At 73.2% G+C, this 19414-nt stretch carries 18 protein-coding genes; 10 read left to right on the top strand and 8 right to left on the bottom strand.

Features of this window, described 5'->3' with window-relative positions:
• Positions 1 to 106 precede the first annotated feature (106 nt).
• The 3 genes from PYR72_RS12210 (at position 107) to PYR72_RS12220 (ending at position 3016) form a co-directional block, all read left to right on the top strand.
• On the top strand, positions 107 to 763 hold the full coding sequence (locus tag PYR72_RS12210; RefSeq protein ID WP_078531507.1) for a phosphatidylserine decarboxylase: 657 nt from the start codon (positions 107 to 109) through the stop codon (positions 761 to 763).
• A gap of 37 nt (positions 764 to 800) precedes the next feature.
• A complete protein-coding gene (gene pssA, locus PYR72_RS12215; RefSeq protein WP_275460390.1) occupies positions 801 to 1619 on the top strand; it encodes a CDP-diacylglycerol--serine O-phosphatidyltransferase in 819 nt (272 codons plus the stop codon).
• 200 nt (positions 1620 to 1819) lie between these two features.
• Entirely contained in the window at positions 1820 to 3016 is a 1197-nt protein-coding gene (locus PYR72_RS12220) for an alpha/beta fold hydrolase (RefSeq protein ID WP_275455355.1), read from the top strand.
• A 3-nt stretch (positions 3017 to 3019) separates the two neighbouring features.
• On the opposite strand, the gene PYR72_RS12225 is transcribed toward PYR72_RS12220, so the two are convergent.
• The gene (locus PYR72_RS12225; protein WP_275460391.1) at positions 3020 to 4183 is read right to left on the bottom strand and encodes a glycerate kinase; all 1164 of its coding nucleotides are present in this window, start codon (positions 4181 to 4183) and stop codon (positions 3020 to 3022) included.
• A gap of 189 nt (positions 4184 to 4372) precedes the next feature.
• Here PYR72_RS12225 and PYR72_RS12230 point away from each other — a divergent pair, with 189 nt between their 5' ends.
• The 4 genes from PYR72_RS12230 (at position 4373) to PYR72_RS12245 (ending at position 9404) form a co-directional block, all read left to right on the top strand.
• Positions 4373 to 5470: an ADP-ribosylglycohydrolase family protein gene (locus PYR72_RS12230; protein ID WP_275455356.1), complete on the top strand. Its 1098-nt coding sequence runs from the start codon at positions 4373 to 4375 to the stop codon at positions 5468 to 5470.
• 65 nt (positions 5471 to 5535) lie between these two features.
• Entirely contained in the window at positions 5536 to 6027 is a 492-nt protein-coding gene (locus PYR72_RS12235) for an NUDIX hydrolase (RefSeq protein WP_275455357.1), read from the top strand.
• Positions 6028 to 6410: 383 nt separating this feature from the next.
• Positions 6411 to 8603 carry a PQQ-binding-like beta-propeller repeat protein gene (locus tag PYR72_RS12240; RefSeq protein WP_275455358.1) on the top strand — a complete coding sequence of 731 codons (2193 nt, stop codon included), beginning with the start codon at positions 6411 to 6413 and terminating at the stop codon, positions 8601 to 8603.
• 66 nt (positions 8604 to 8669) lie between these two features.
• Positions 8670 to 9404 carry a Sir2 family NAD-dependent protein deacetylase gene (locus tag PYR72_RS12245; protein WP_275455359.1) on the top strand — a complete coding sequence of 245 codons (735 nt, stop codon included), beginning with the start codon at positions 8670 to 8672 and terminating at the stop codon, positions 9402 to 9404.
• Between the two features lie 22 nt (positions 9405 to 9426).
• Here the strand turns inward: PYR72_RS12245 and PYR72_RS12250 are convergent, their stop codons facing one another.
• A complete protein-coding gene (locus PYR72_RS12250) occupies positions 9427 to 10215 on the bottom strand; it encodes a class I SAM-dependent methyltransferase (RefSeq protein WP_275455360.1) in 789 nt (262 codons plus the stop codon).
• 233 nt (positions 10216 to 10448) lie between these two features.
• Here PYR72_RS12250 and PYR72_RS12255 point away from each other — a divergent pair, with 233 nt between their 5' ends.
• The gene (locus PYR72_RS12255; protein ID WP_275455361.1) at positions 10449 to 11708 is read left to right on the top strand and encodes a histidine kinase; all 1260 of its coding nucleotides are present in this window, start codon (positions 10449 to 10451) and stop codon (positions 11706 to 11708) included.
• The gene (locus PYR72_RS12260; RefSeq protein WP_275455362.1) at positions 11705 to 12433 is read left to right on the top strand and encodes a response regulator transcription factor; all 729 of its coding nucleotides are present in this window, start codon (positions 11705 to 11707) and stop codon (positions 12431 to 12433) included. Before PYR72_RS12255 ends, PYR72_RS12260 begins: the two co-directional genes overlap by 4 nt.
• Positions 12434 to 12441: 8 nt before the next feature.
• On the opposite strand, the gene PYR72_RS12265 is transcribed toward PYR72_RS12260, so the two are convergent.
• From PYR72_RS12265 to PYR72_RS12275, 3 genes are all read right to left on the bottom strand, one after another.
• On the bottom strand, positions 12442 to 12942 hold the full coding sequence (locus PYR72_RS12265) for a methylated-DNA--[protein]-cysteine S-methyltransferase (RefSeq protein WP_275455363.1): 501 nt from the start codon (positions 12940 to 12942) through the stop codon (positions 12442 to 12444).
• Between the two features lie 37 nt (positions 12943 to 12979).
• On the bottom strand, positions 12980 to 14464 hold the full coding sequence (locus PYR72_RS12270; protein WP_275455364.1) for an AlkA N-terminal domain-containing protein: 1485 nt from the start codon (positions 14462 to 14464) through the stop codon (positions 12980 to 12982).
• A gap of 171 nt (positions 14465 to 14635) precedes the next feature.
• The gene (locus PYR72_RS12275; RefSeq protein ID WP_275455365.1) at positions 14636 to 16585 is read right to left on the bottom strand and encodes a heavy metal translocating P-type ATPase; all 1950 of its coding nucleotides are present in this window, start codon (positions 16583 to 16585) and stop codon (positions 14636 to 14638) included.
• Positions 16586 to 16642: 57 nt separating this feature from the next.
• Here PYR72_RS12275 and PYR72_RS12280 point away from each other — a divergent pair, with 57 nt between their 5' ends.
• Complete coding sequence (locus tag PYR72_RS12280) at positions 16643 to 17011, top strand: metalloregulator ArsR/SmtB family transcription factor (protein ID WP_012999635.1); 369 nt, start codon at positions 16643 to 16645, stop codon at positions 17009 to 17011.
• 5 nt (positions 17012 to 17016) lie between these two features.
• Here PYR72_RS12280 and PYR72_RS12285 read toward each other — a convergent pair whose 3' ends face one another.
• From PYR72_RS12285 to PYR72_RS12295, 3 genes are all read right to left on the bottom strand, one after another.
• Positions 17017 to 17946: a hypothetical protein gene (locus tag PYR72_RS12285; RefSeq protein ID WP_275455366.1), complete on the bottom strand. Its 930-nt coding sequence runs from the start codon at positions 17944 to 17946 to the stop codon at positions 17017 to 17019.
• 285 nt (positions 17947 to 18231) lie between these two features.
• Positions 18232 to 18741 carry an O-acetyl-ADP-ribose deacetylase gene (locus PYR72_RS12290; RefSeq protein WP_275455367.1) on the bottom strand — a complete coding sequence of 170 codons (510 nt, stop codon included), beginning with the start codon at positions 18739 to 18741 and terminating at the stop codon, positions 18232 to 18234.
• Between the two features lie 91 nt (positions 18742 to 18832).
• Complete coding sequence (locus PYR72_RS12295; protein ID WP_275455368.1) at positions 18833 to 19333, bottom strand: VOC family protein; 501 nt, start codon at positions 19331 to 19333, stop codon at positions 18833 to 18835.
• Positions 19334 to 19414: the final 81 nt, after the last annotated feature.

Raw genomic sequence — 19414 nt, forward strand, 5'->3', positions numbered from 1 at the left:
CGACTCGGCTTCCTGGCTTGCCCAGTTGCGGTCCGCGACCGGTACCATCCCCGGAAAGCCGCCGTCCCCAGTCACCGCGCGGCATCATCCGCTACGAAGGTCATCCATGCCCCACAGCCAAACCTCTGCACCTCGTGACAGCCTTGCTGGAGTACGGCTCGCGCGCGGAGCATCGCCGTGGCTTCTCCCGACCGTCGCCACCGCAGCACTCAGCCTCGCCCGTTCGCGCCGCTCCGGTGCCGCACGGGCCGTGGCCGTACCCGCCACCGCGCTGGCGGCGGGCATGCTGTGGTTCTTCCGCGACCCCGAGCGTGAGATCGCCCAGGGCCGGGTCATCTCGCCCGCCGACGGAGTGGTGCAGAGCATCATGCCGTGGAAGGACGGCCGCACCCGCGTCGCGATCTTCATGAGCCCGCTCAACGTCCACGTCAACCGGGCGCCGCTGTCCGGCACGGTGACGTCGGTCGAGCACATCCCGGGCGGGTTCGTGCCGGCGTTCAACAAGGAGAGCGAGAACAACGAGCGCGTCGTCTGGCACTTCGACACCGAACTCGGTGACATCGAGATGATCCAGATCGCCGGCGCCGTGGCTCGCCGTATCGTCCCGTACATCCCCGAGGGCACCAAGGTCGAGCAGGGTGACCGGATCGGGCTGATCCGCTTCGGCTCACGGGTGGACATCTACCTGCCCGAGGGTGTGGAGATCGACGTCGAGGTGGGGCAGAAGACCGTGGCTGGAGTGACTCGCATTGACCGTGACTGATCCTGAGACCCAACCCGGCCAGACCGGGGCGGGCTGGGTGCCCGAGGTCGACGTGGAGGACGACGCGGAGGAGATGCCGCTGTCGCTCCGTCTGTCGATAGCGGACACCCTCACCCTGGGCAACGCCACGTGCGGCTTCATGGCGGTGTACTTCACCACCACCGGCATCCTGATCCCGCACCTCACCGGCAGCCAGGAGACGGGCATGGCCCGCCACAGCGCGGCCACCGCCGTGATCCTGATGCTGTGCGCGGCGATCTTCGACCTCTTCGACGGGCTGGTGGCGCGCAAGCTCCGCTCCTCGCCGATGGGCGCGGAGCTGGACAACCTCTCCGACCTGATCAGCTTCGGCCTGGCGCCGGCGTACTTCGTCCTCGTCTACGGCATGGTCGCGAACGACGCGCACCAGCGGGTGGCGGCGGTGGGCGCGATCGTCGTGCTGCTGGCCGTGGTGCTGAGGCTCGCGAGATTCTCCTGCGTGACGGTGAAGGACGGCACCTTCCAGGGCATGCCGTCGCCGTTCGGCGCGCTGACCGTGGTGTCGATCGTGCTCCTGGAGCTGCCCTTCGAGGCGACCCTCATGGCGATCATCGGCACGGCGTGGCTGATGGTGAGCCGGGTCGAGTACCCGAAGCCGCGGGGTCCCCTCGCGGTGGCGATGCTCTCCTGGATCGTCCTGTCGATGGGCCTGCTGCTGGCCTGGGCCTTCGACGCCCCCGGCGGCCAGCTGCTCCTCCAGACCGGCTGCGCCCTGCAGCTCGTCATGGGCGCGGTGATCCCCCTCTTCGCCACGGCACGACGGGTGAACAACTTCCGCGACAACCGACGCGAGGCCCGCGCGGCACAGCTGCCCTGACCCCGCTTTTCGCTTCCACGGGTGTGGCCCGAGCCTTCACGGCTCGGGCCACACCCGTTTCGGGTTCAAGGGCGTCGGAGGTGTGACCTTGACGGGTCAACTACATGGCGTGGGGGTCGGGTTGCTGGGGGTGAGGAAGAGGGGGACGGTGGAAAGGGGGGGTGCACAACAGCCACCGCATCCACATCTGGGAGGAAAGTATGTCCACATACGACCTCATAGAGCACAGGATCAAGCACAGGTCTCAGATCCCGGCGAACGAAGGCGTCGAAGTGGAACTGCCCGTCCGGGAGTACAAAGCCACCCACGGGAACGACCGCGAGCCGGTACTGATGCTGCACGGCAGGAGCGTGCCGGCACTGCCGGGCTTCGACCTCGCACCGGCGCCCGGAGAGAACCCGATCCGGTACAGCTGGGCACAGGAACTGGCGAAGGCCGGTTATGACGTCTTCATCATGGACCTGCAGGGCTCCGGACGGTCGCCCCGGCCGGAAATGGACGTACCGTGCAACACCAACCCCGCACAACAGGCATCGGTCCTCGTCCCCAATCCCCTGTCGGAACCGTGCACTCCGCCGCCCCCGTACGCCTTCCAGCTGGGCAACTCGGAGAGCGAATGGGCAGAGGTGAAGACGGTCGTCAAGTTCATCAGGAAACTTCCCGAGGCGGACAAGCCGATCCACTTCGTGGGCTGGTCGGCGGCCGCGTTCGTGATGGGCCCGTACGCCCTCCAGTACCCCGATGACGTCAGGAGCCTCTTCCTGCTGGCGCCGATGTTCCCGCCCAAGGGACCGTGGTCCGAGAAGGCCGACCAGCCCTTCGGGCGTCCGCAAGGAGCCCAGACGCTGCCCCTGCCCGGATTCCCGATGCATGTCACGAGCAAGAGGGGGTTCCAGGCCGCACTGAGCGGCCCCGCCGGTCTGTGGGAGCCCGGAATCGACGAGCTGGCCTGGGAAGCGTGCATGCGCGACGACCACGAAGGCAGCAAGTGGGGCCCCATCGTGAACGGCGAGCCCGCAGGAGTACTGCGGTACCGGAACACGTACTGGTGGGGCTGGAACAACCACACCGTGCCACTGATGCGCGAGAACAAGTACATACTCGGCGGTCGCGTTCCCGTGCTCATCCTCTACGGGGCGAACGACCGGACGGCCAACAGCCCCACGCCGATGCCCGACAACCTGAACTTCTCCGTGCCCGCCCTCTACAAGGCCATCGCGGGACCGAAGAAGCTGATGTTCTGTTTCGAGGGTTCGGGCCACTCCCTGGTCTGGGAGACCGCTGCCGAGGCCATCCACGACTACTCGAAGCACTGGCTCAAGAAGTACAAGGTGGGGGGCCACGACAACGGCTCGTTCTTCAGGGAGCTGGACGGCAACCTGATCCCCCTGCCGTAGCCGTCAGGCGAGGACGTCCCGGCCGATCCGTTCGGCCACCCGCTCCAGGATCGGCCCCGGGTCCGCGAGGCAGCGGGCCACGTCCGGCTCGGCCTCCGTCAGAGGGTAGGCCCGGCGGATGCCCGCGCGGTCGAGGGCGTCCTGCGGGAGGGCCAGGCGGCCGCAGACCGCCACGACCTCCTTGCCCGCGGCCCGGGCGGCCGCCGCGACCCCCGCCGGGGCCTTGCCGTGCAGGGTCTGTTCGTCGAGGGACCCCTCGCCGGTGATCACCAGGGTCGCCTCGTCCAGCGCCGCCGCGAAGCCGAGGACGTCGAGCATGACCTCGATGCCGGGGCGGAAGCGGGCGCCGAGGACGAGGGCGCCGTAGCCGATGCCGCCGGCCGCGCCCGCGCCGGGCGCGAGGGCGTGTGCGGCGGCCCGTCCGCCGAGCGTCCGCTCCAGGACGGCCGCGTAGTGGGCGAGGTTCGCGTCGAGCGCCGCCACGTCCTCGGGGCTCGCGCCCTTCTGCGGCCCGTACACGGCGGGCGCGCCCTTCGGCCCGGTCAGCGGGTTGTCGACGTCGCTGGCGAGGACGAGGTCGATCGCCGTGAGCCTGTCGTCGAGGCCGGAGAGGTCCGCCGTCGCCAGGTCGCGCAGACCGCCGCCGCCGGGCCCCACGGGCTCCCCCGACGCGTCCAGGAAGCGGGCCCCGAGCGCGGCGAGCATGCCGGCGCCGCCGTCCGTCGTCGCGCTGCCGCCCACGCCGAACACGATCGTCCGGGCGCCCGCGTCGAGGGCCGCGCGCAGCAGTTCGCCGGAGCCGTACGTGGTGGCGGTGAGCGGTGCGAAGGTTCCGGCGGGCAGCCGCTGCAGCCCGCTCGCCTCCGCCATCTCGACGACGGCCGTGTCGCCGCGCAGCGCGTACGCGGCGGTGACGGGCTCACCGAGCGGACCGGTGACCCGTACCTCGCGCTGCTCGAAACCGGCCGCGACCGCCGCGGCCACCGTGCCGTCACCGCCGTCGGCGACCGGCAGGGCCTCCACCGCCAGACCCGGCACGACCCGGCGCAGGCCCGCCGTGACCCGCTCGGCGACCTGGACGGCCGTCAGCGTGCCCTTGAACTTGTCCGCGGCGATCAGCACCCGCGGGACTGCCGTGTCCGCGTCAGCGCCGGCCTGCGTGTCGATGGACGTACCGATCCCGTCCGCTGCGGCGTTCGCCACCTTGCGTTCCCCTCGCTCGTCGGGCCTTGCGCACGTCAAGGCAGTCGCGCCGCTGCGACCCTAACCGTCCGGGCCCCCGTACGTCATGCCCCGTCCCGCCCACCGAACACCGTCCTGCGCGCCGACGGGGCCGCGAGCGGGTAGACCTGGAACATGACGCCCACGAGCCCCGCGACCCGCACACCCCCGGTGGGGACCGAACTCGACGACCGTGTCCTCGGGGGCTGGCTGGGCCGGATCGCGGGGAACATGCTGGGCAAGCCGGTCGAGCAGGGAGACCTGTGGACGCGGGAGCGCATCGACCGCTATCTGCGCGAGGCCGGTGCCCTCCCGCTCACCGACTACCTCCCGGAGCCCGCCACCGAACGTGACCGGCGCGCGCTGCGGCCGGAGTGGCGCGACTGCGTACGGGGCCGGATCCACGGCAGCTGCCGGGACGACGACGTCGACTACGCGATCCTCGGGCTGCACCTGCTGGAGACGCACGGCTTCGGCTTCAGCACCGAGCAGGTCGGCGAGCTGTGGCTGCTGCGGCTGCCGTATCTGCAGACGTTCACGGCGGAGCGGGCGGCCTACCGCAACCTCGCCCGGGGGCTCAAGCCGCCGCTGACCGCGACGTACGACAACCCGTACCAGGAGTGGATCGGCGCCCTCATCCGCGCCGACGTGCACGGCTGGACGTGCCCCGGTCTGCCCCGGCGCGCGGCCTCGCTGGCCCGGCGTGACGCGGTGCTCTCGCACACCGGCAACGGGGTGTACGGCGCCATGTGGGCGGCGGCCCTGATCGCGGCGGCGTTCGCGGCGCCGGAGGTGCGGGCGGCCGTGGACGAGGCGCTGGCGGTGGTCCCGGCGGGCAGCCGGCTCGCCCGGACCGTGCGCCGGGTCGTCGCCCTGCACGACGCCGGGCTGGCCTGGGAGGACACGCTGGCGACGATGGGCGAGGAGACGGCGGGGCTCGGCTGGATCCATGTCGTACCGAACGCGGCGGTGCTGACCGCCGGACTGCTCTACGGCGGGGGCGACTTCACCCGGACGATCGCGCTGACCGTCCGGGGCGGCCTGGACACGGACTCGAACGGGGCCACCGCCGGTTCGGTGGCGGGTGTGCTGTGCGGGGCGGCGGCGATCCCCGACCGGTGGAAGGACCCGCTGGAGGACACCGTGCGCAGTGCCGTGTTCGGCTTCGACGGGGTGCGTATCAGTGAACTCGCGGAGCGCACGGTGCGGCTGGCCCGGTCCGCCGGCTCCTGAGCGCGGGGCCCGTCCGCCCCCGAGCGCCGATTTCCCGCCTCGCGGGGGCCGTCTACCCTGCCGGGATGAGCACTTCGGACTACGCCGCGTACATCGCGAGCCTGCCCCGTGTCCTGGCCGGCGCCGCCGCCCTCTTCCGGGACGCCGAGGGACGGATCCTCCTCGTCGAGCCCAACTACCGCGGGGGCTGGGCGCTTCCCGGCGGGACGATCGAGTCGGACGACGGGGAGACCCCGAGGCGGGGCGCGCGGCGCGAGACGCTGGAGGAGATCGGGCTGGACGTCGAGCCGGGGCGGCTGCTCGCCGTGGACTGGGTGCACGGGGTGGGGCGGCCGCCGCTGGTGGCGTACGTGTACGACGGCGGGGTGCTCGGCGAGGAGGATCTGAAACGGATCCGTCTGCAGGAGGAGGAGCTGCTGTCGTGGCGGCTCGTCCCGCGCGCCGACCTCGGCGCGCACCTCCCCGGGGCGCTCGGCACGCGGGTCCTCGCGGCCCTCGACGCGCTCGCGGACGGGTCGGGTCCGGTCGAGTTGGAGGACGGCCGCCGGGTCGGCTGAACCGACGAGGATCAGCCACGGCGGTGTCGCCCGACCGTTGACAGGAGTCAGCTGACTTCAGGTCAACTGCCCTTGTACGGACCGTGAGAAGAATGAACCGAACACTTAATAGAAGTTTGAAGCTCTGGCTGAAAACGCTGCCCGTTCGTCACTCCAGCATCTAGGCTGACGTCAACCCCGCCCGAGCGATCGCGCCCCGTGCGCCGCTCAGGAACCGGGGCAGCACTCGGGACACCCATGACCGGCGGCCCGTGCGCGGGCCGTGGCTCCGGGAGATCCGGAGCACCTGGGGGAACGGTCACCGGGAGCCGCCCGGACCAGTCGGTCTCCCCCCACCCGCGGGCCGATTGTCGCCCGTCCTCACCGAACAGGCAGCTGAGGTCATGGAACCACTGGGCTCAGACGATCCCGAGGAGCTAGGTCCGTACCGTCTCGTGGCACGGCTGGGCGCCGGCGGCATGGGCCGGGTCTATCTGGCGCGTTCCCCCGAGGGGCGGACCGTCGCGGTCAAGGCGATCCGTCCGGAGCTGATGGGGGACAAGAACTTCCGCGTCCGCTTCCGCCGGGAGGTGGAGGCCGCCGGAGCGGTCGGCGGCAGGTACACCGCGCCCGTCGTGGACGCCGACCCGGACGGCCCCGTGCCGTGGCTGGCCACGGACTACATCGCCGGTCCCACCCTGGCCGAGGCGGTCGCCGCGCACGGCCCGCTTCCGGTGGAGTCGGTGCTCGTGCTCGGCGCCGGCATCGCCGAGGCGCTGATCTCGGTGCAGGCCGCCGGTCTGGTGCACCGGGACCTGAAGCCGTCCAACGTGCTGCTCGCCGCCGACGGCCCGCGCGTCATCGACTTCGGTATCGTCCGGGCGAGCGACGGCTACGACCTCACCCGCTCGGGCGCCCTCTTCGGGTCCTTCGAGTACATGTGCCCCGAGCAGGCGACCGGCGAGCCGCTGGGCCCCGAGGGGGACGTCTTCTCCCTGGGCTCGGTGCTCACGTTCGCCGCGGCCGGACACGCGCCGTTCAGCGGCACCGCGGCGGCCACGCTCCTCTACCAGGTCGTGCACACCGCCCCCGATCTGACGGGGGTCCCCGAGCCCCTGGACAGGATCATCAACCTCTGTCTCACCAAGGACCCCCGGCTGCGGATCACCCCGGACAAGCTGGCGGCGGCCTGCGCGCCCGGAGGCGTGGAGCAGCTGGCAGAGAACGGCTGGCTGCCCGCCTCGGTGGCCTCCTCGATCGCGCTGCGCGCGGCGGCGGTCCGGACCCTGGACACCGCGCCGTACGCCGAGGTCCTGCTCGGCGGCGGCGAACGGCCGGAGGCCGAGGGCGGCACCGGCGCGGAATCCCTCTCCCCTCCCGGAGGGCCGGAGCCGTACCGTGCCCCCGGCCATCGCCGCGCGGTGTCGCGGCCCGGCATGTCCCGGCGTACGGTCCTGAGCCTGTCGGCCGGCTCCGCCACCGCCGCGGCCGTCGGCGCCGCCCTGGTGCTCGGCCGGCCGGACGAGCCGGCCCCCCGCTCCACGAAACCCGCGGGCCCGGCCCCGAAGCCGCTGTGGACCTACCGAGGCGGCCCGATGCTCCAGGCGCCCGCCGTCTTCCACGAGGGCACGGCCCTGGTGAAGACCCGCCCGGGCGACCTGGTCTGCCTCGATCTCAAGGACGGCACCCGGCCCAAGTGGGTCTACGAGGGCATCAGCCAGTCGCCGACCCCGACCGTGCTGGCCTTCGACTCCGCGATCGCGCTCGGTGAGGGGGCGACGGTGATCGGGGTGGACCCGGTCGACGGAACGGAACGTTTCACCATCGACTTCGGGCCGGACTTCCGCTTCGACACGCTGCTGGGCGCCGTCTACGACCGGATCGTGTCCGTGATCGGCGTCGGGCTGCAGCGCGACTCCGGCGCCCGGGGAGGGGCGACGACCACGAACACGGTGTTCGGAGTCGACCTCGCGGCACGCCGTGCCGAGGTCATCCCCATCAGCCCGGAGGACGTCGGTGTCCGGCTGGCGCCGCTGATCGTCCCGGGCTTCTTCGTCTACGCCGACGGCCTGCGCAACGTCACCGCTCGCAGCCCCGAGACGTCCGGCGTCGTGTGGCGCCACCCCGTCGGCTACGACCTGCGGCCCGGCCTCGCCGTCCTCGACCGCACCGTTTTCGCCATCAGCCGGCACCTGGAGGCGCTGAACCTCGCCACCGGCAAGGTCCGGTGGCGGGTGAAGCCCGAACGCGGGATGTTCGCCTCCCTCGGCAGCTACGGCAACACGGTCTACGTCACCGGCACCGACCCGGCCGGGGTGTACGCCTTCAACGCCGCTACCGGCGCCCGCCGCTGGTTCTGCCCCACGCCCCGTCTCAACGTCGACCAGCCGGTCACCGCGGGCCCCGACGCCGTCTACGTCCCGGCCTACCAGAACCGGGACGGCATCTACGCCATCGGCGCCGCCAAGGGCCGGCTCCTGTGGAACTTCACCGACGGCGTGGAGACCGGCGTCAACGACTGGCAGCTCGCCTGCGACCACAGCGGCGTCCTGGTCGCCCAGCACTACGACCGCACCTACGGACTGCCGGCTCCCTGACCCCGCCCGCGCCGCCGCCCCGGATATCCGCTCGCCCCGGCCCCGCACCCGACCTACCCTCGCCCCATGGACAAGCCCCTCGTCGCCATCCTCAGCGGCGCCGGCATCAGCACCGACTCCGGCATCCCCGACTACCGGGGCCCGAACGGGCTGTGGCGGCGGGACCCCGAGGCCGAGAAGCTGGTGACGTACGCGTACTACATGGGTGATCCGGAGATCCGCCGGCGTGCCTGGCGGATGCGGAGGCAGAACCGGACGCTGCGGGCCGAGCCGAACGTGGCGCACCGGGCGGTGGCCGAACTGGAGCGGTCCGGGGTGCCGGTGCGGGTGATCACGCAGAACGTGGACGGACTGCACCAGCTCGCCGGGATGCCCGCCCGCAAGGTCCTCGAACTCCACGGCAGCGCACGGTCGGTGGTGTGCGTGGCGTGCCGTACCCGTACGCCGATGGAGGACGCCCTCGCCCGGGTCGAGGCCGGCGAGGACGATCCGCCGTGCCTGGAGTGCGGGGGCGTCCTGAAGTCGGCCACCGTCATGTTCGGCGAACGCCTCGACCCGGTGGTGCTCGGCGAGGCGGTCTCCATCACCAAGGCCAGCCAGGTCTTCATCGCCGTCGGCACCAGCCTCCAGGTCCAGCCGGCCGCCGGGCTCGCCGGGGTCGCCGCCGACCACGGGGCACGCCTGATCATCGTCAACGCCGATCCGACCCCGTACGACGAGCGGGCCGACGAGGTCGTGCGGGAGCCGATCGGGACGGCGCTGCCGGCGCTGTTGCGGGGGCTCGGGGCCGCGAGCGGCTGACCGGGCCGCCGGGCCCCGCGCCTCAGGGGGCGGCGGGGTGGGTGATGCGGAGCTTGGACTGGCCGTGCGGGAGTTTCTCCCAGTCGTCCATGAAGCGGGCCCGCAGTCCGTGCTTCTCCGCCAGGGCGACGAGCGTCTCGGTGCGGTAGTAGAAATCCTCCCGCAGCACGTGGTGTTCCGTGCCCTCGGTGCGGTCGAAGGTGAAGTCGAACCAGCCCCGCGGGGCCAGCACCCGGCCGACGTGGGACAGGCACTCCTCGATGACGTGGAGCGGTGAGTGCGAGAACACGCTGTGCGCGTGCACGACGTCGAAGTGGGCGTCGGGCAGGAACTTCAGGGTCAGGTCGCGTACGGGGGTCAGGGTGGGGAGGCGTGACTGCAGCCCCATCTCGACGATGGTGTCCTGGGCGGCGGCGAGGATGTCGGGCGAGATGTCGAGGCCGTAGTAGTGCCCGGGCTCCAGGTGCCGGATGAACCGCCAGCCGCCGCGCAGGTTGCCGCAGCCGATCTCCAGCATGCGGTGCTCGGGGCGCAGACCGTGGCCGAGCAGGTAGTCGAACTGCATGGCGCCGAGGGCCAGCCATCTCTCCCGGCTGCGGCTGCCGACCGCCGCGTCCGGGTCGGCGCGGGTGTCGGAGCGCATCACCGCGCGGTAGTAGTCGATGTGGTCCGGGTGGCGGTGGCGCAGCCACATGTCGCGGGTCACCCGGACGACGTGGCGCGGCACGCGGCCGGGGTGGCGCAGGGCGTAGCCGACGCGGTGGCCGAGGGCGGCCCGGTTGACGGTGAGGTTCTTCTCGGTCGGTGGCACGGGGCTTCCTTCCCTGGGGACTTGGGGGTCGCGTCCCGAGTGGATCGGGTCGTGCTGTCAGCCTCGGGGCGGCGGCGGGCCGTCCGGTTCGGCCGACCGGCTCCGGTCCGCGGGCGGTTCGGGCGATCCTCGTATCAGCCGATCGGTTGATGCGGTCGGGAGCCGGTCACGTTAGACACGGGAGGGCGGGCTGTGAAGTACCCGGGGAGCACGACAAGAGAGCCGGTGGGGCGATGAGTTGGCCGGAACACGAGCGCACGGACCCGGACGGCCGCTGGCTGGCCGCCGTCGTGCACGCCGCGTTCTTCCTGCTGCTGTGCTCCTCGTTCGCCCGGTTCCTGACGCGTGACCAGGGCGGTGCCCGCACCGGCTGGGTGATCGCCCTGTTCGCGGTGTTCGGGCTGCTGTACGCCCTCGGGCAGCTGCTGGCGCCCGCTCCGCCGCCCGGCGGAGCTCCCTCCACCCGGCATCTGGCCTGGCTGGGGTCGGTGACGGCGGTCTGGGTCGTCCTGCTCGCGCTGGCGCCGAGTGCCACCTGGTGTGCCATGCCACTGCTGTTCGCCGGGTTCCACACGCTGCCGCCGCGGCTGGCCGTGCCCCTGGCGGTCCTGGTGACCACGCTGGTCGTCGCCGCCGAGATACGGGTGTCCGAGGGCACCATCAACCCCAACATGGTCGCGGCGCCGCCGGCCGTCGCGGCGGTCGCCACCGCCGTCTTCGTTCATCTGCGGCGCCAGGCGGCCCGGCAGCGCGTCCTCATCGGCGACCTGGTCCGCACCCGCCGGGATCTCGCGGCCACGGAACGCCGGGCCGGTGTCCTCGCGGAGCGGCAGCGGCTGGCCACGGAGATCCACGACACCCTCGCCCAGGGGCTGTCCAGCCAGCGGATGCTGCTCCAGGCCGCCGAACGCGTCTGGGTCACGGACCCGGACGCGGCCCGTGCGCACATCGCGCGGGCGGCCGAGATCACCTCCCACAGCCTGGCCGAGGCACGCCGGTTCGTGCACGACCTGGCTCCGGCCGATCTCGTGGAGCGCTCGCTGCCGGCCGCGCTCGGCGCGCTCGCCGAGCGGGAGAGCGGGCCGGGCCTGACGGTGGAGTTCCGCCTCGACGGAAACGTCGGCACGCTGCCCGAGCGCGCCGAGGCCGCCCTGCTGCGCATCGCCCAGGGAGCCCTGGCCAACGTGCGCGAACACGCCGCCGCGACCCGGGCCGCACTGACCCTGACCTGCCTCGACGACCAGGTCTCGCTGGACATCGCCGACAACGGGCGGGGCTTCGACGCCGACCGCCCGGCGGCCGCGGCGGCGGGCCGGGCCGGGGCGGCGGCCGGGCGGGAGCGCGGTCACGGGCTGCCCGCCATGCGCGTGCGGGCACGGCAGTCGGGCGGCACCCTGACCGTGGAGTCCACGCCCGGCGAGGGCACGGTGGTGTCGGCGGCCCTCCCCCGTACGCCGGTCGTGCTCGGCGCCGCCGGGGAGGGCGTCCGATGAGCGGGCCGGTGTCCTCGGGCCGGGCCGGGCCGCCGCCCGTCGCGCGGCCGCCGGTGCGGCTGCTGCTGTGCGACGACCACGCCGTCGTGCGCGCCGGGCTGCGGGCGCTGCTGTCCAGTGCCGACGGCATCGAGGTGGTCGGCGAGGCGGGCACCGGCGAGGAGGCGCTCGCCCTGGCCGCCCGCCTCCACCCCGACGTGGTCCTGATGGACCTGCAGCTCGGCGACGGTGTGGACGGTGTGACGGCCACCCGGCGGCTGACGGCGTGCCCGGCGGACGCGGGGGGTCACGGCGCGGAGGGTCACGGCGCGGAGGGTCCCGCCGCGCCGGCGCCCCGCGTGCTCGTGCTGACCATGTTCGACACCGACGCCGACATCAGCCGGGCGATCGAGGCGGGCGCCACCGGCTATCTCCTCAAGGCCGAGCGGCCCGAGGAGCTGTTCGCGGCGATCCGCGACGCCGCGTCCGGCCGCACCGCGCTGTCGGCACCGGTCGCCGACCGGCTGATGGCCCAACTGCGCAGCCCCCGGCCCGCGTTGTCGGAGCGCGAGCACGAGATCCTGGGGCAGCTGGCCCGGGGTCTGGGCAACCGGGAGATAGCGCGGGCCCTGTTCATCAGCGAGGCCACCGTCAAGACCCACCTCGGCCGCATCTACGGCAAGCTGGGCGTGGAGACACGGGCGGGCGCGGTGGCCGTGGCGAAGGAGCGCCGGCTGCTGTCGTGATCGCGGGTCTAGAAGAGGGCCGCTCCCCGCTCGAAGTCCAGCAGGCGGCGCTTGCGTTCGACGCCGCCGCCGTAGCCGGTGAGGCTGCCGTCGGAGCCGACCACGCGATGGCAGGGGACGATGATGCTGACGGGATTGCGGCCGTTGGCCAGCCCGACCGCGCGGGACGCCTTGGGGTTGCCGAGGGCGTCGGCGAGATCGCCGTAGGAGCGGGTCTCGCCGAACGGGATCGCCGCGAGCTGCTCCCAGACCAGCTGCTGGAACGGGGTGCCGTGCAGCCGGAGTTCGAGGCTGAACTCCCGCAGCTCGCCCGCGAAGTACGCCTTCAGCTGCTCCTCGGGAGCGGCGAAGAGCGAGTCGTCCCGTGCGCCGAAGTTCTCCTCCGGCGGCCGGTGCCGCTGCTCGGCCATGTAGAGGCCGCACAGCACGCCGTCGTCGGCGACGAGGGTGAGGGGGCCGTAGGGACTGTCGACGACCGTGTGCCGCTTCTGCGACGCCTGGTGCTTCATGAGTGATCCTCGAGAGATGCGTGCGCCCGGAACGGGCTCAGACGGGAAGGTAGTTGATGGGATGGCTGTCCGTCGCCCACAGGTACTGCACGGCGTACGCCCGCCACGGCCGCCAGGCCGCCGCACGGGCCGTGAGCGCCGCCGGGGTGGAGGGCAGGCCCAGCTCCCGGGCGGCGCGCCGGATTCCGAGGTCGCCGGGGAGGAAGGCGTCGGGGTCGCCGAGGGCGCGCATGGCGATGACCTCGACGGTCCAGGGGCCGAAGCCGGGGAGGGCGAGCAGGCGGGCGCGGGTCTCGGCCCAGTCGCTGTCGACGCCCAGGTGCAGCTCGCCGTCGACGAGGCGGCGTACCAGGGTGGTGAAGGTGGTCCGGCGGGTGCCGGGCATCGCGAGGGCCTCGGGGTCGACGGCCGCCAGCGCCTCGGGGGACGGGAAGAGGTGGGTGAGACCGCCTTCGGGGTCGTCGACCGGTTCACCGTGCGCGAGGACCAGCCGGGCCGCGTGCGTCCGGGCCGCCGCCGTGGACACCTGCTGCCCGAGCACCGCCCGTACGGCGAACTCGGCCTCGTCGACGGTCCGCGGCACCCGGCGCCCCGGCGCCTTGTCCACCAGCGGCGCGAGCACGGGGTCGGTGCGCAGCTGCTCGTCCACGGCGACCGGGTCGGCGTCCAGGTCGAGCAGCCGGCGGCAGCGGCTGATGGCGACGGGCAGGTCCCGAAGATCGCCGAGGGTGAGCCGGCAGGCGATGTGGTCGGGCCGGGGCGTGAGGCTCACGATGCCGTGGCCGTACGGCAGCCGGAGCGTGCGCCGGTAGGCGCCGTCGCGCCACTCCTCCACCCCCGGGACGGCGGTCGCGGCGAGGTGACCGAAGAGGTTGTCGGGGTTGAGCGGGGCCCGGAACGGCAGCCGCAGGCTCAGCGCGCCGGACGTGCCGGGAGAGTCGGAGCGCTGCCGGGCCGAGCGGGTGGCCCGCTCGCGCAGTTCGCTCGGCGACAGCGCGAAGACCTCCCGCACGGTGTCGTTGAACGTGCGGATCGACGCGAACCCGGCGGCGAACGCGATCTCCGCCATCGGCAGCGCGGTCGTCTCGATCAGCAGCCGGGCGGTCTGCGCCCGCTGCGCCCGGGCGAGCGCCAGCGGCCCGGCGCCCAGCTCGGCCAGCAGCTGCCGCTCGACCTGCCGGGCGCTGTAGCCGAGGCGCCGGGCCAGCCCGGGCACGCCCTCCCGGTCCACCACCCCGTCCCCCACCAGGCGCATCGCCCGGGCCACGAGGTCCGCCCGCTGGTCCCACTCCGGTGATCCGGGGCTCGTGTCGGGCCGGCACCGCTTGCAGGCCCGGAACCCGGCCTGCTGACAGGCCGCCGCGCTCGGGTAGAACGTCATGTTCTCCGCCTTCGGCGGCACCACCGGGCAGCTGGGGCGGCAGTAGATCCGTGTGGTCAGCACGGCCGTGAAGAACCACCCGTCGAACCGCGCGTCCTTCGACCGCACGGCCCGCACACACCGCTCCGTGTCTCTGTGCATCCCGTTCCGCATGACACCAGCATCGGGGAGGACGGGGGCGAGGGCTGGCGAGAATCCGACATCGAGGTGGGAGCGACCTGCGGAACCCGCGGTTCCCCTCCCCCGCCCGCGGGCCCCGGTCAGACTGTCCGGGTCCCGTCAGGCCCGGCACGGGCCCCGCTCAGGACCCGCTCAGGCGTGCGTGGCCCGGCGCCACGCCGACTCCCTCAGCAGCCGCAGCCCGTTCAGCCCCACCAGCACCGTGGACCCCTCGTGCCCGGCCACCCCGAGGGGCAGGGGCAGATGGCCCACGAGGTCCCAGACCACCAGGACCGCGATGCACACCCCGGCGATCACCAGGTTCTGCACCACCAGCCGCCGGGCGGCCCTCGACAGGCGCACCACCGCCGGGATCGCGCTCAGCTCGTCGCGCACCACCACCGCGTCCGCGGTCTCCAGCGCGAGATCGGAGCCCGCGCGCCCCATCGCCACCCCGGAGTGCGCGGCGGCGAGCGCGGGCGCGTCGTTGACGCCGTCCCCGACGAACAGCACCTTCCTGCCCTCGTCCTGGAGCTCCCGCACCGCCGCCACCTTGTCCTGCGGCAGCAGTCCGGCCCGTACGTCGGCGATACCGGTGTCCGCGGCCACCCGGGCCGCGGCGCGGGCGTTGTCCCCGGTGAGCAGGACCGGGGACCCCCCGGTGAGGGCGGTGAGCGCGGCCACCGCGCCGGGCGCGTCGGACCGTGGCCGGTCGTTCAGAGTGAGTGTCCCGACGGCTTCCCCGTCCCGGGTGACGACGACGGTCGTCCCCTCGGCGGGCGCACCGGCGAGCGCGTCCTCGCCCTCCCCCGGCCGTCCCACCGTCACCGCACGCCCCCCGACACGCGCCCGCACGCCCCGCCCGGGCAGGGCGGCGAAGTCCTCGGCGGCGGCGAGGCGCAGCCCGCGGGCCCCGGCGGCGGCGACCACCGCACGGGCCAGCGGGTGTTCGCTGGAGTGCTCGGCGGCCGCGGCCAGCGCCAGCAGACCGTCCTCGTCGAGCCCGGAGCCCGGCAGCGGCCGTACGGCCGTGATCTCGGGCGTGCCCTCGGTGAGGGTGCCGGTCTTGTCGAGGGCGGCCACGTCGATCTCGCCCAGCCGCTCCATGGCGACGGCGGACTTGACCAGGACACCGTGGCGGCCCGCGTTGGCGATGGCGGAGAGCAGCGGCGGCATGGTGGCGAGGACGACCGCGCAGGGCGAGGCGACGATCATGAAGGTCATGGCGCGCAGCAGCGCGGCCGTGAGGTCCTCGCCGAGGGCCAGGGGGATGCCGAAGACGGCGAGGGTGGCGACGACGACACCCACGGCATAGCGCTGTTCGACCTTCTCGATGAACAGCTGGGTGGGCGCCTTGGTGCGGGACGCCTCCTCGACGAGGGTCACGATGCGGGCGATCACGGAGTCGGCCGGGTCCCGTTCGACGCGGACGCGCAGCGCTCCCGTGCCGTTGAGGGTGCCGGCGAAGACCTCGTCGCCCGGGGCCTTGGGGACGGGCAGCGGCTCGCCGGTGATGGTGGCCTGGTCGGCCTCGCTCTCGCCCTCCAGGACCCTCCCGTCGGCGCCGACGCGCTCGCCGGGGCGGACCAGCACCACGTCACCGACGGCGAGCCGGTCGGTCGGCACGGTCTCCTCGGCGGAGCCGTCCGCCGGGAGCCGGGTGGCCGTGGTGGGCGCGAGGTCGAGCAGCCCCCGTACGGAGTCCGCGGTGCGGGCGGTGGCCAGGGCCTCCAGGGCGCCGGAGGTGGCGAAGATGACGATCAGCAGACCGCCGTCCAGGACCTGGCCGATCGCGGCCGCCCCCAGCGCCGCGACGATCATCAGCAGGTCGACGTCGAGGCTCTTCTCCCGCAGGGCCCGCAGCCCTTCGAGCGCGGGCTCCCAGCCGCCGGCCGCGTACGCGACCACGTAGAGCGGGCCGTACAGCCAGGCGGAGGCGTCGGCGAGGTCCAGGGGGAACGCGAGCAGGAAGGCGACGGTCGAGGCCAGCGCCCAGCGGGCCTCGGGCAGGGCGAGGAGGCGGGTACGGCGGCGGGGGGCCGTCGGCGCGGACGCGCGGGGGACGGGTGACGGGGCGAGGGTGGCAGACACGCGCCACACCATACAGGAACACATGAAGACTCATTCATGCCTTCATGTCTGATGAGTAAGATACGGGCCATGGGTCATGGAGCCGTCACCTCAGCGCAGGACGCCACCCCTCGCGTGCGCCTCGACGCGGGCAACGTCGCCAAGGTGGCCACCACGCTGCAGGCCCTGTCCACCCCGTCCCGTCTGCTGATCCTGGCCCGGCTGCGCGAAGGCCCGCTCCCGGCGACCGAGTTGGCCGCCGAGGTCGGGATGGAGCAGTCCGCCTGCTCCCACCAGCTGCGTCTGCTGCGCAATCTCGGCCTGGTCGTGGGCGAGCGGCAGGGCCGTTCGGTGGTCTACGCGCTGCACGACCACCATGTCGCCGAACTGCTGGACCAGGCCGTCTTCCACGTCGAGCACCTGAGGCTCGGACTCAGCGACGCGCCGGACGGGGACTGAGGCGCTCACGCCGAGGGCAGCGCCGGCAGGGTCACGGCCGGCACACCGCCGAGGAGACCCCCGACCAGACCGCCGACCAGGCCGAGGACCGGCTGCAGAAGGCCGGTGACGACTCCGAGCACCGGGGCGAGCAGACCGGTCACGGCCCCCAGGACCGCGCCCAGGTCGAGCGAGGCCAGCGCCTTGAGCAGGGCGTCGACGGCGGACTGGAGCGTGGCCAGCAGATCGGTGACCGGGTCGGCCGCCGCGGCGGCGCGGTCGCTGCCGGGCCGGTCCGCAGCCCGCAGTTTCTGCAGCTTCTGCTGCACGGTGTGATGGGCGGTCCGCAGGGCCGCGGCATGCCGGGCCGCCTCGGCCGCGTCGAGCCGGTCGGTGTCCAGCTCGGCGATCGTGGTCAGCTCGTCCAGCAGCGGGGCGAGGACATCGCCCCGGTCCATGCGGTCGAGCAGGTCCAGCTGGTCGAGCAGCACGTCCGGGTCGGTCGCGGCGGCGGCCCCCACGGCCGGGTCCGTCACCGTCCCGGTCGCGGTCCCGGTCTCGGTGACCGTCTCCGTCTCGGTGATCGTCTCGGTCTCGGTCACCGTTTCGGTCTCGGTCGCCGTGGCCGCGTCCATGTCGGCCTCGATGTCGGTCAGCAGTCCGTCCGTGTCGAGGTCGAGCCGGGCGAGCAGCGCGTCCACCTCGGCCAGCTCCTGGGCGACGAGGGCGTCCGCGTCGGCCTCCTCCTTCGCCAGGAGGGCGTCGATCTCCGCGTCCAACGCGTCGAAGAGCGCGTCCAGATCGGGTTCGGGGACCGCGGCGGTCCGCGTCGAGGCACGGTCCGAGGCGGTGCGGCCCGCGTCGACGGCCGCGGTGGCGGTGCCGACCGGACCGAGGACCAGTGCCCCGCAGACCAGGGGCGACAGGAGGAGACCACGGGAGACGAGGGCGCGCATGCACGTTCCTTTCGAAGCTGCTGTCCTTTGCGCTCACCGTGGAAGGCGGCGGGAACCACCGCAACCGAGCACGGCACCGGACCCAGCCCTGTCAATCTGCCACGCCGACAAGCCTGACCTGGCCCTTTCTCCCGGCAGGCGGCTCCGTACGACTCCGTTCGAGCCGCTTGGGCCGTTCGTCCGTCAGAGTGCGGCGCGGCGACACGCCGGACCGCTTCCCGTCCTGCGCGCCGCTGTCGGCTCCCGCTGTCGGCCGCGCTGAAAGCCCGTCAGCCCGTCAGCCCGTCAGCCCGTCTGTGCGGCGAACGCCGCGTACGCCTCGTCGTCGAAGAGGACGAACCTGACCTCCTCGACCGAGGTCGGGGTGGCACGGACGGTCTCCACGGCGATCCGGGCGGCGTCGACCATCGGCCAGCCGTAGACGCCGGCGGAGACGGCCGGGAAGGCGACCGTACGGGCGCCCAGCTCGTCGGCCACGCGCAGGGACTCGCGGTAGCAGGAGACCAGCAGGGCGGAGCGGTCCAGGCTCTGGCTGTGGACCGGGCCGACCGTGTGGATCACCCAGCGCGCGTCCAGGTCGCCCGCCGTCGTGGCGACCGCCTGTCCCGTGGGCAGACCCCGCCCGTAGTGCGAGGCGCGGAGCTTGCGGCAGTCGGCCAGGATGGCGGGGCCTCCGCGCCGGTGGATCGCGCCGTCCACCCCTCCCCCGCCGAGGAGGGAGGAGTTCGCGGCATTGACGATGGCGTCGACGGACTGCTGGGTGATGTCCCCCCGGACGAGGGTGATGGTGGTCATGCCCGCCTCTATACCAGCCGACGGGGCGGGCGAGCCCCCGAATACGGGGGCAGTCGCCGGCCTCGAAAGGCGGCGCGGCGCCGACGCGCTGTCAGGTGACCGACCCGGCAGCCGCTCCCGTGCGCAGATCGGCGCCCCACCGGTCGATCGCCGACCGGAGGTCCAGCGGGAGCGGTCTCCGGTTCTCCTCCGGGGCCGGCCAGTCGGCCCGGGGGACGCGCCACAGCACCTCGAACTCGTGGCCGTCCGGATCCACGCCGTGCAGGGACTTGGTCACCAGGAAGTCGGTGCTCCCGGTCATCGCCCGGCGTGCCGTGAGCAGGTCCGCCGTCTCGGCGAGTTCACCCAGGGTGCCGACCTCCCAGGCGAGATGGTGCAGTCCGACGCGGTCGCGCTGAGGGCCGGGCGCGTCGGGTCCCAGGGTGAAGAGGCCGAGGTCGTGGTCGTTGTCGCTGCCCCGGGCCCTGAGGAAGGCGGCCGTGCCGGGCATCTCGTGCTCGACGGCGAAGCCGAACACCTGGCTGTAGAAGGCGACGGAACACTCGATGTCACGGACGAACAGGACGGCGTGGTTGAGCCGGCGTACGGCCATCGAACCCTCATCTCTCTCGGTGCTGCCGTACGGGCCGATCGGTCTTCTCCCGAGGTGAGGAGGACATACCGATCGGAAAGA

Source organism: Streptomyces sp. VNUA24 (assembly GCF_029167005.1).
GTDB lineage: Bacteria > Actinomycetota > Actinomycetes > Streptomycetales > Streptomycetaceae > Streptomyces > Streptomyces scabiei.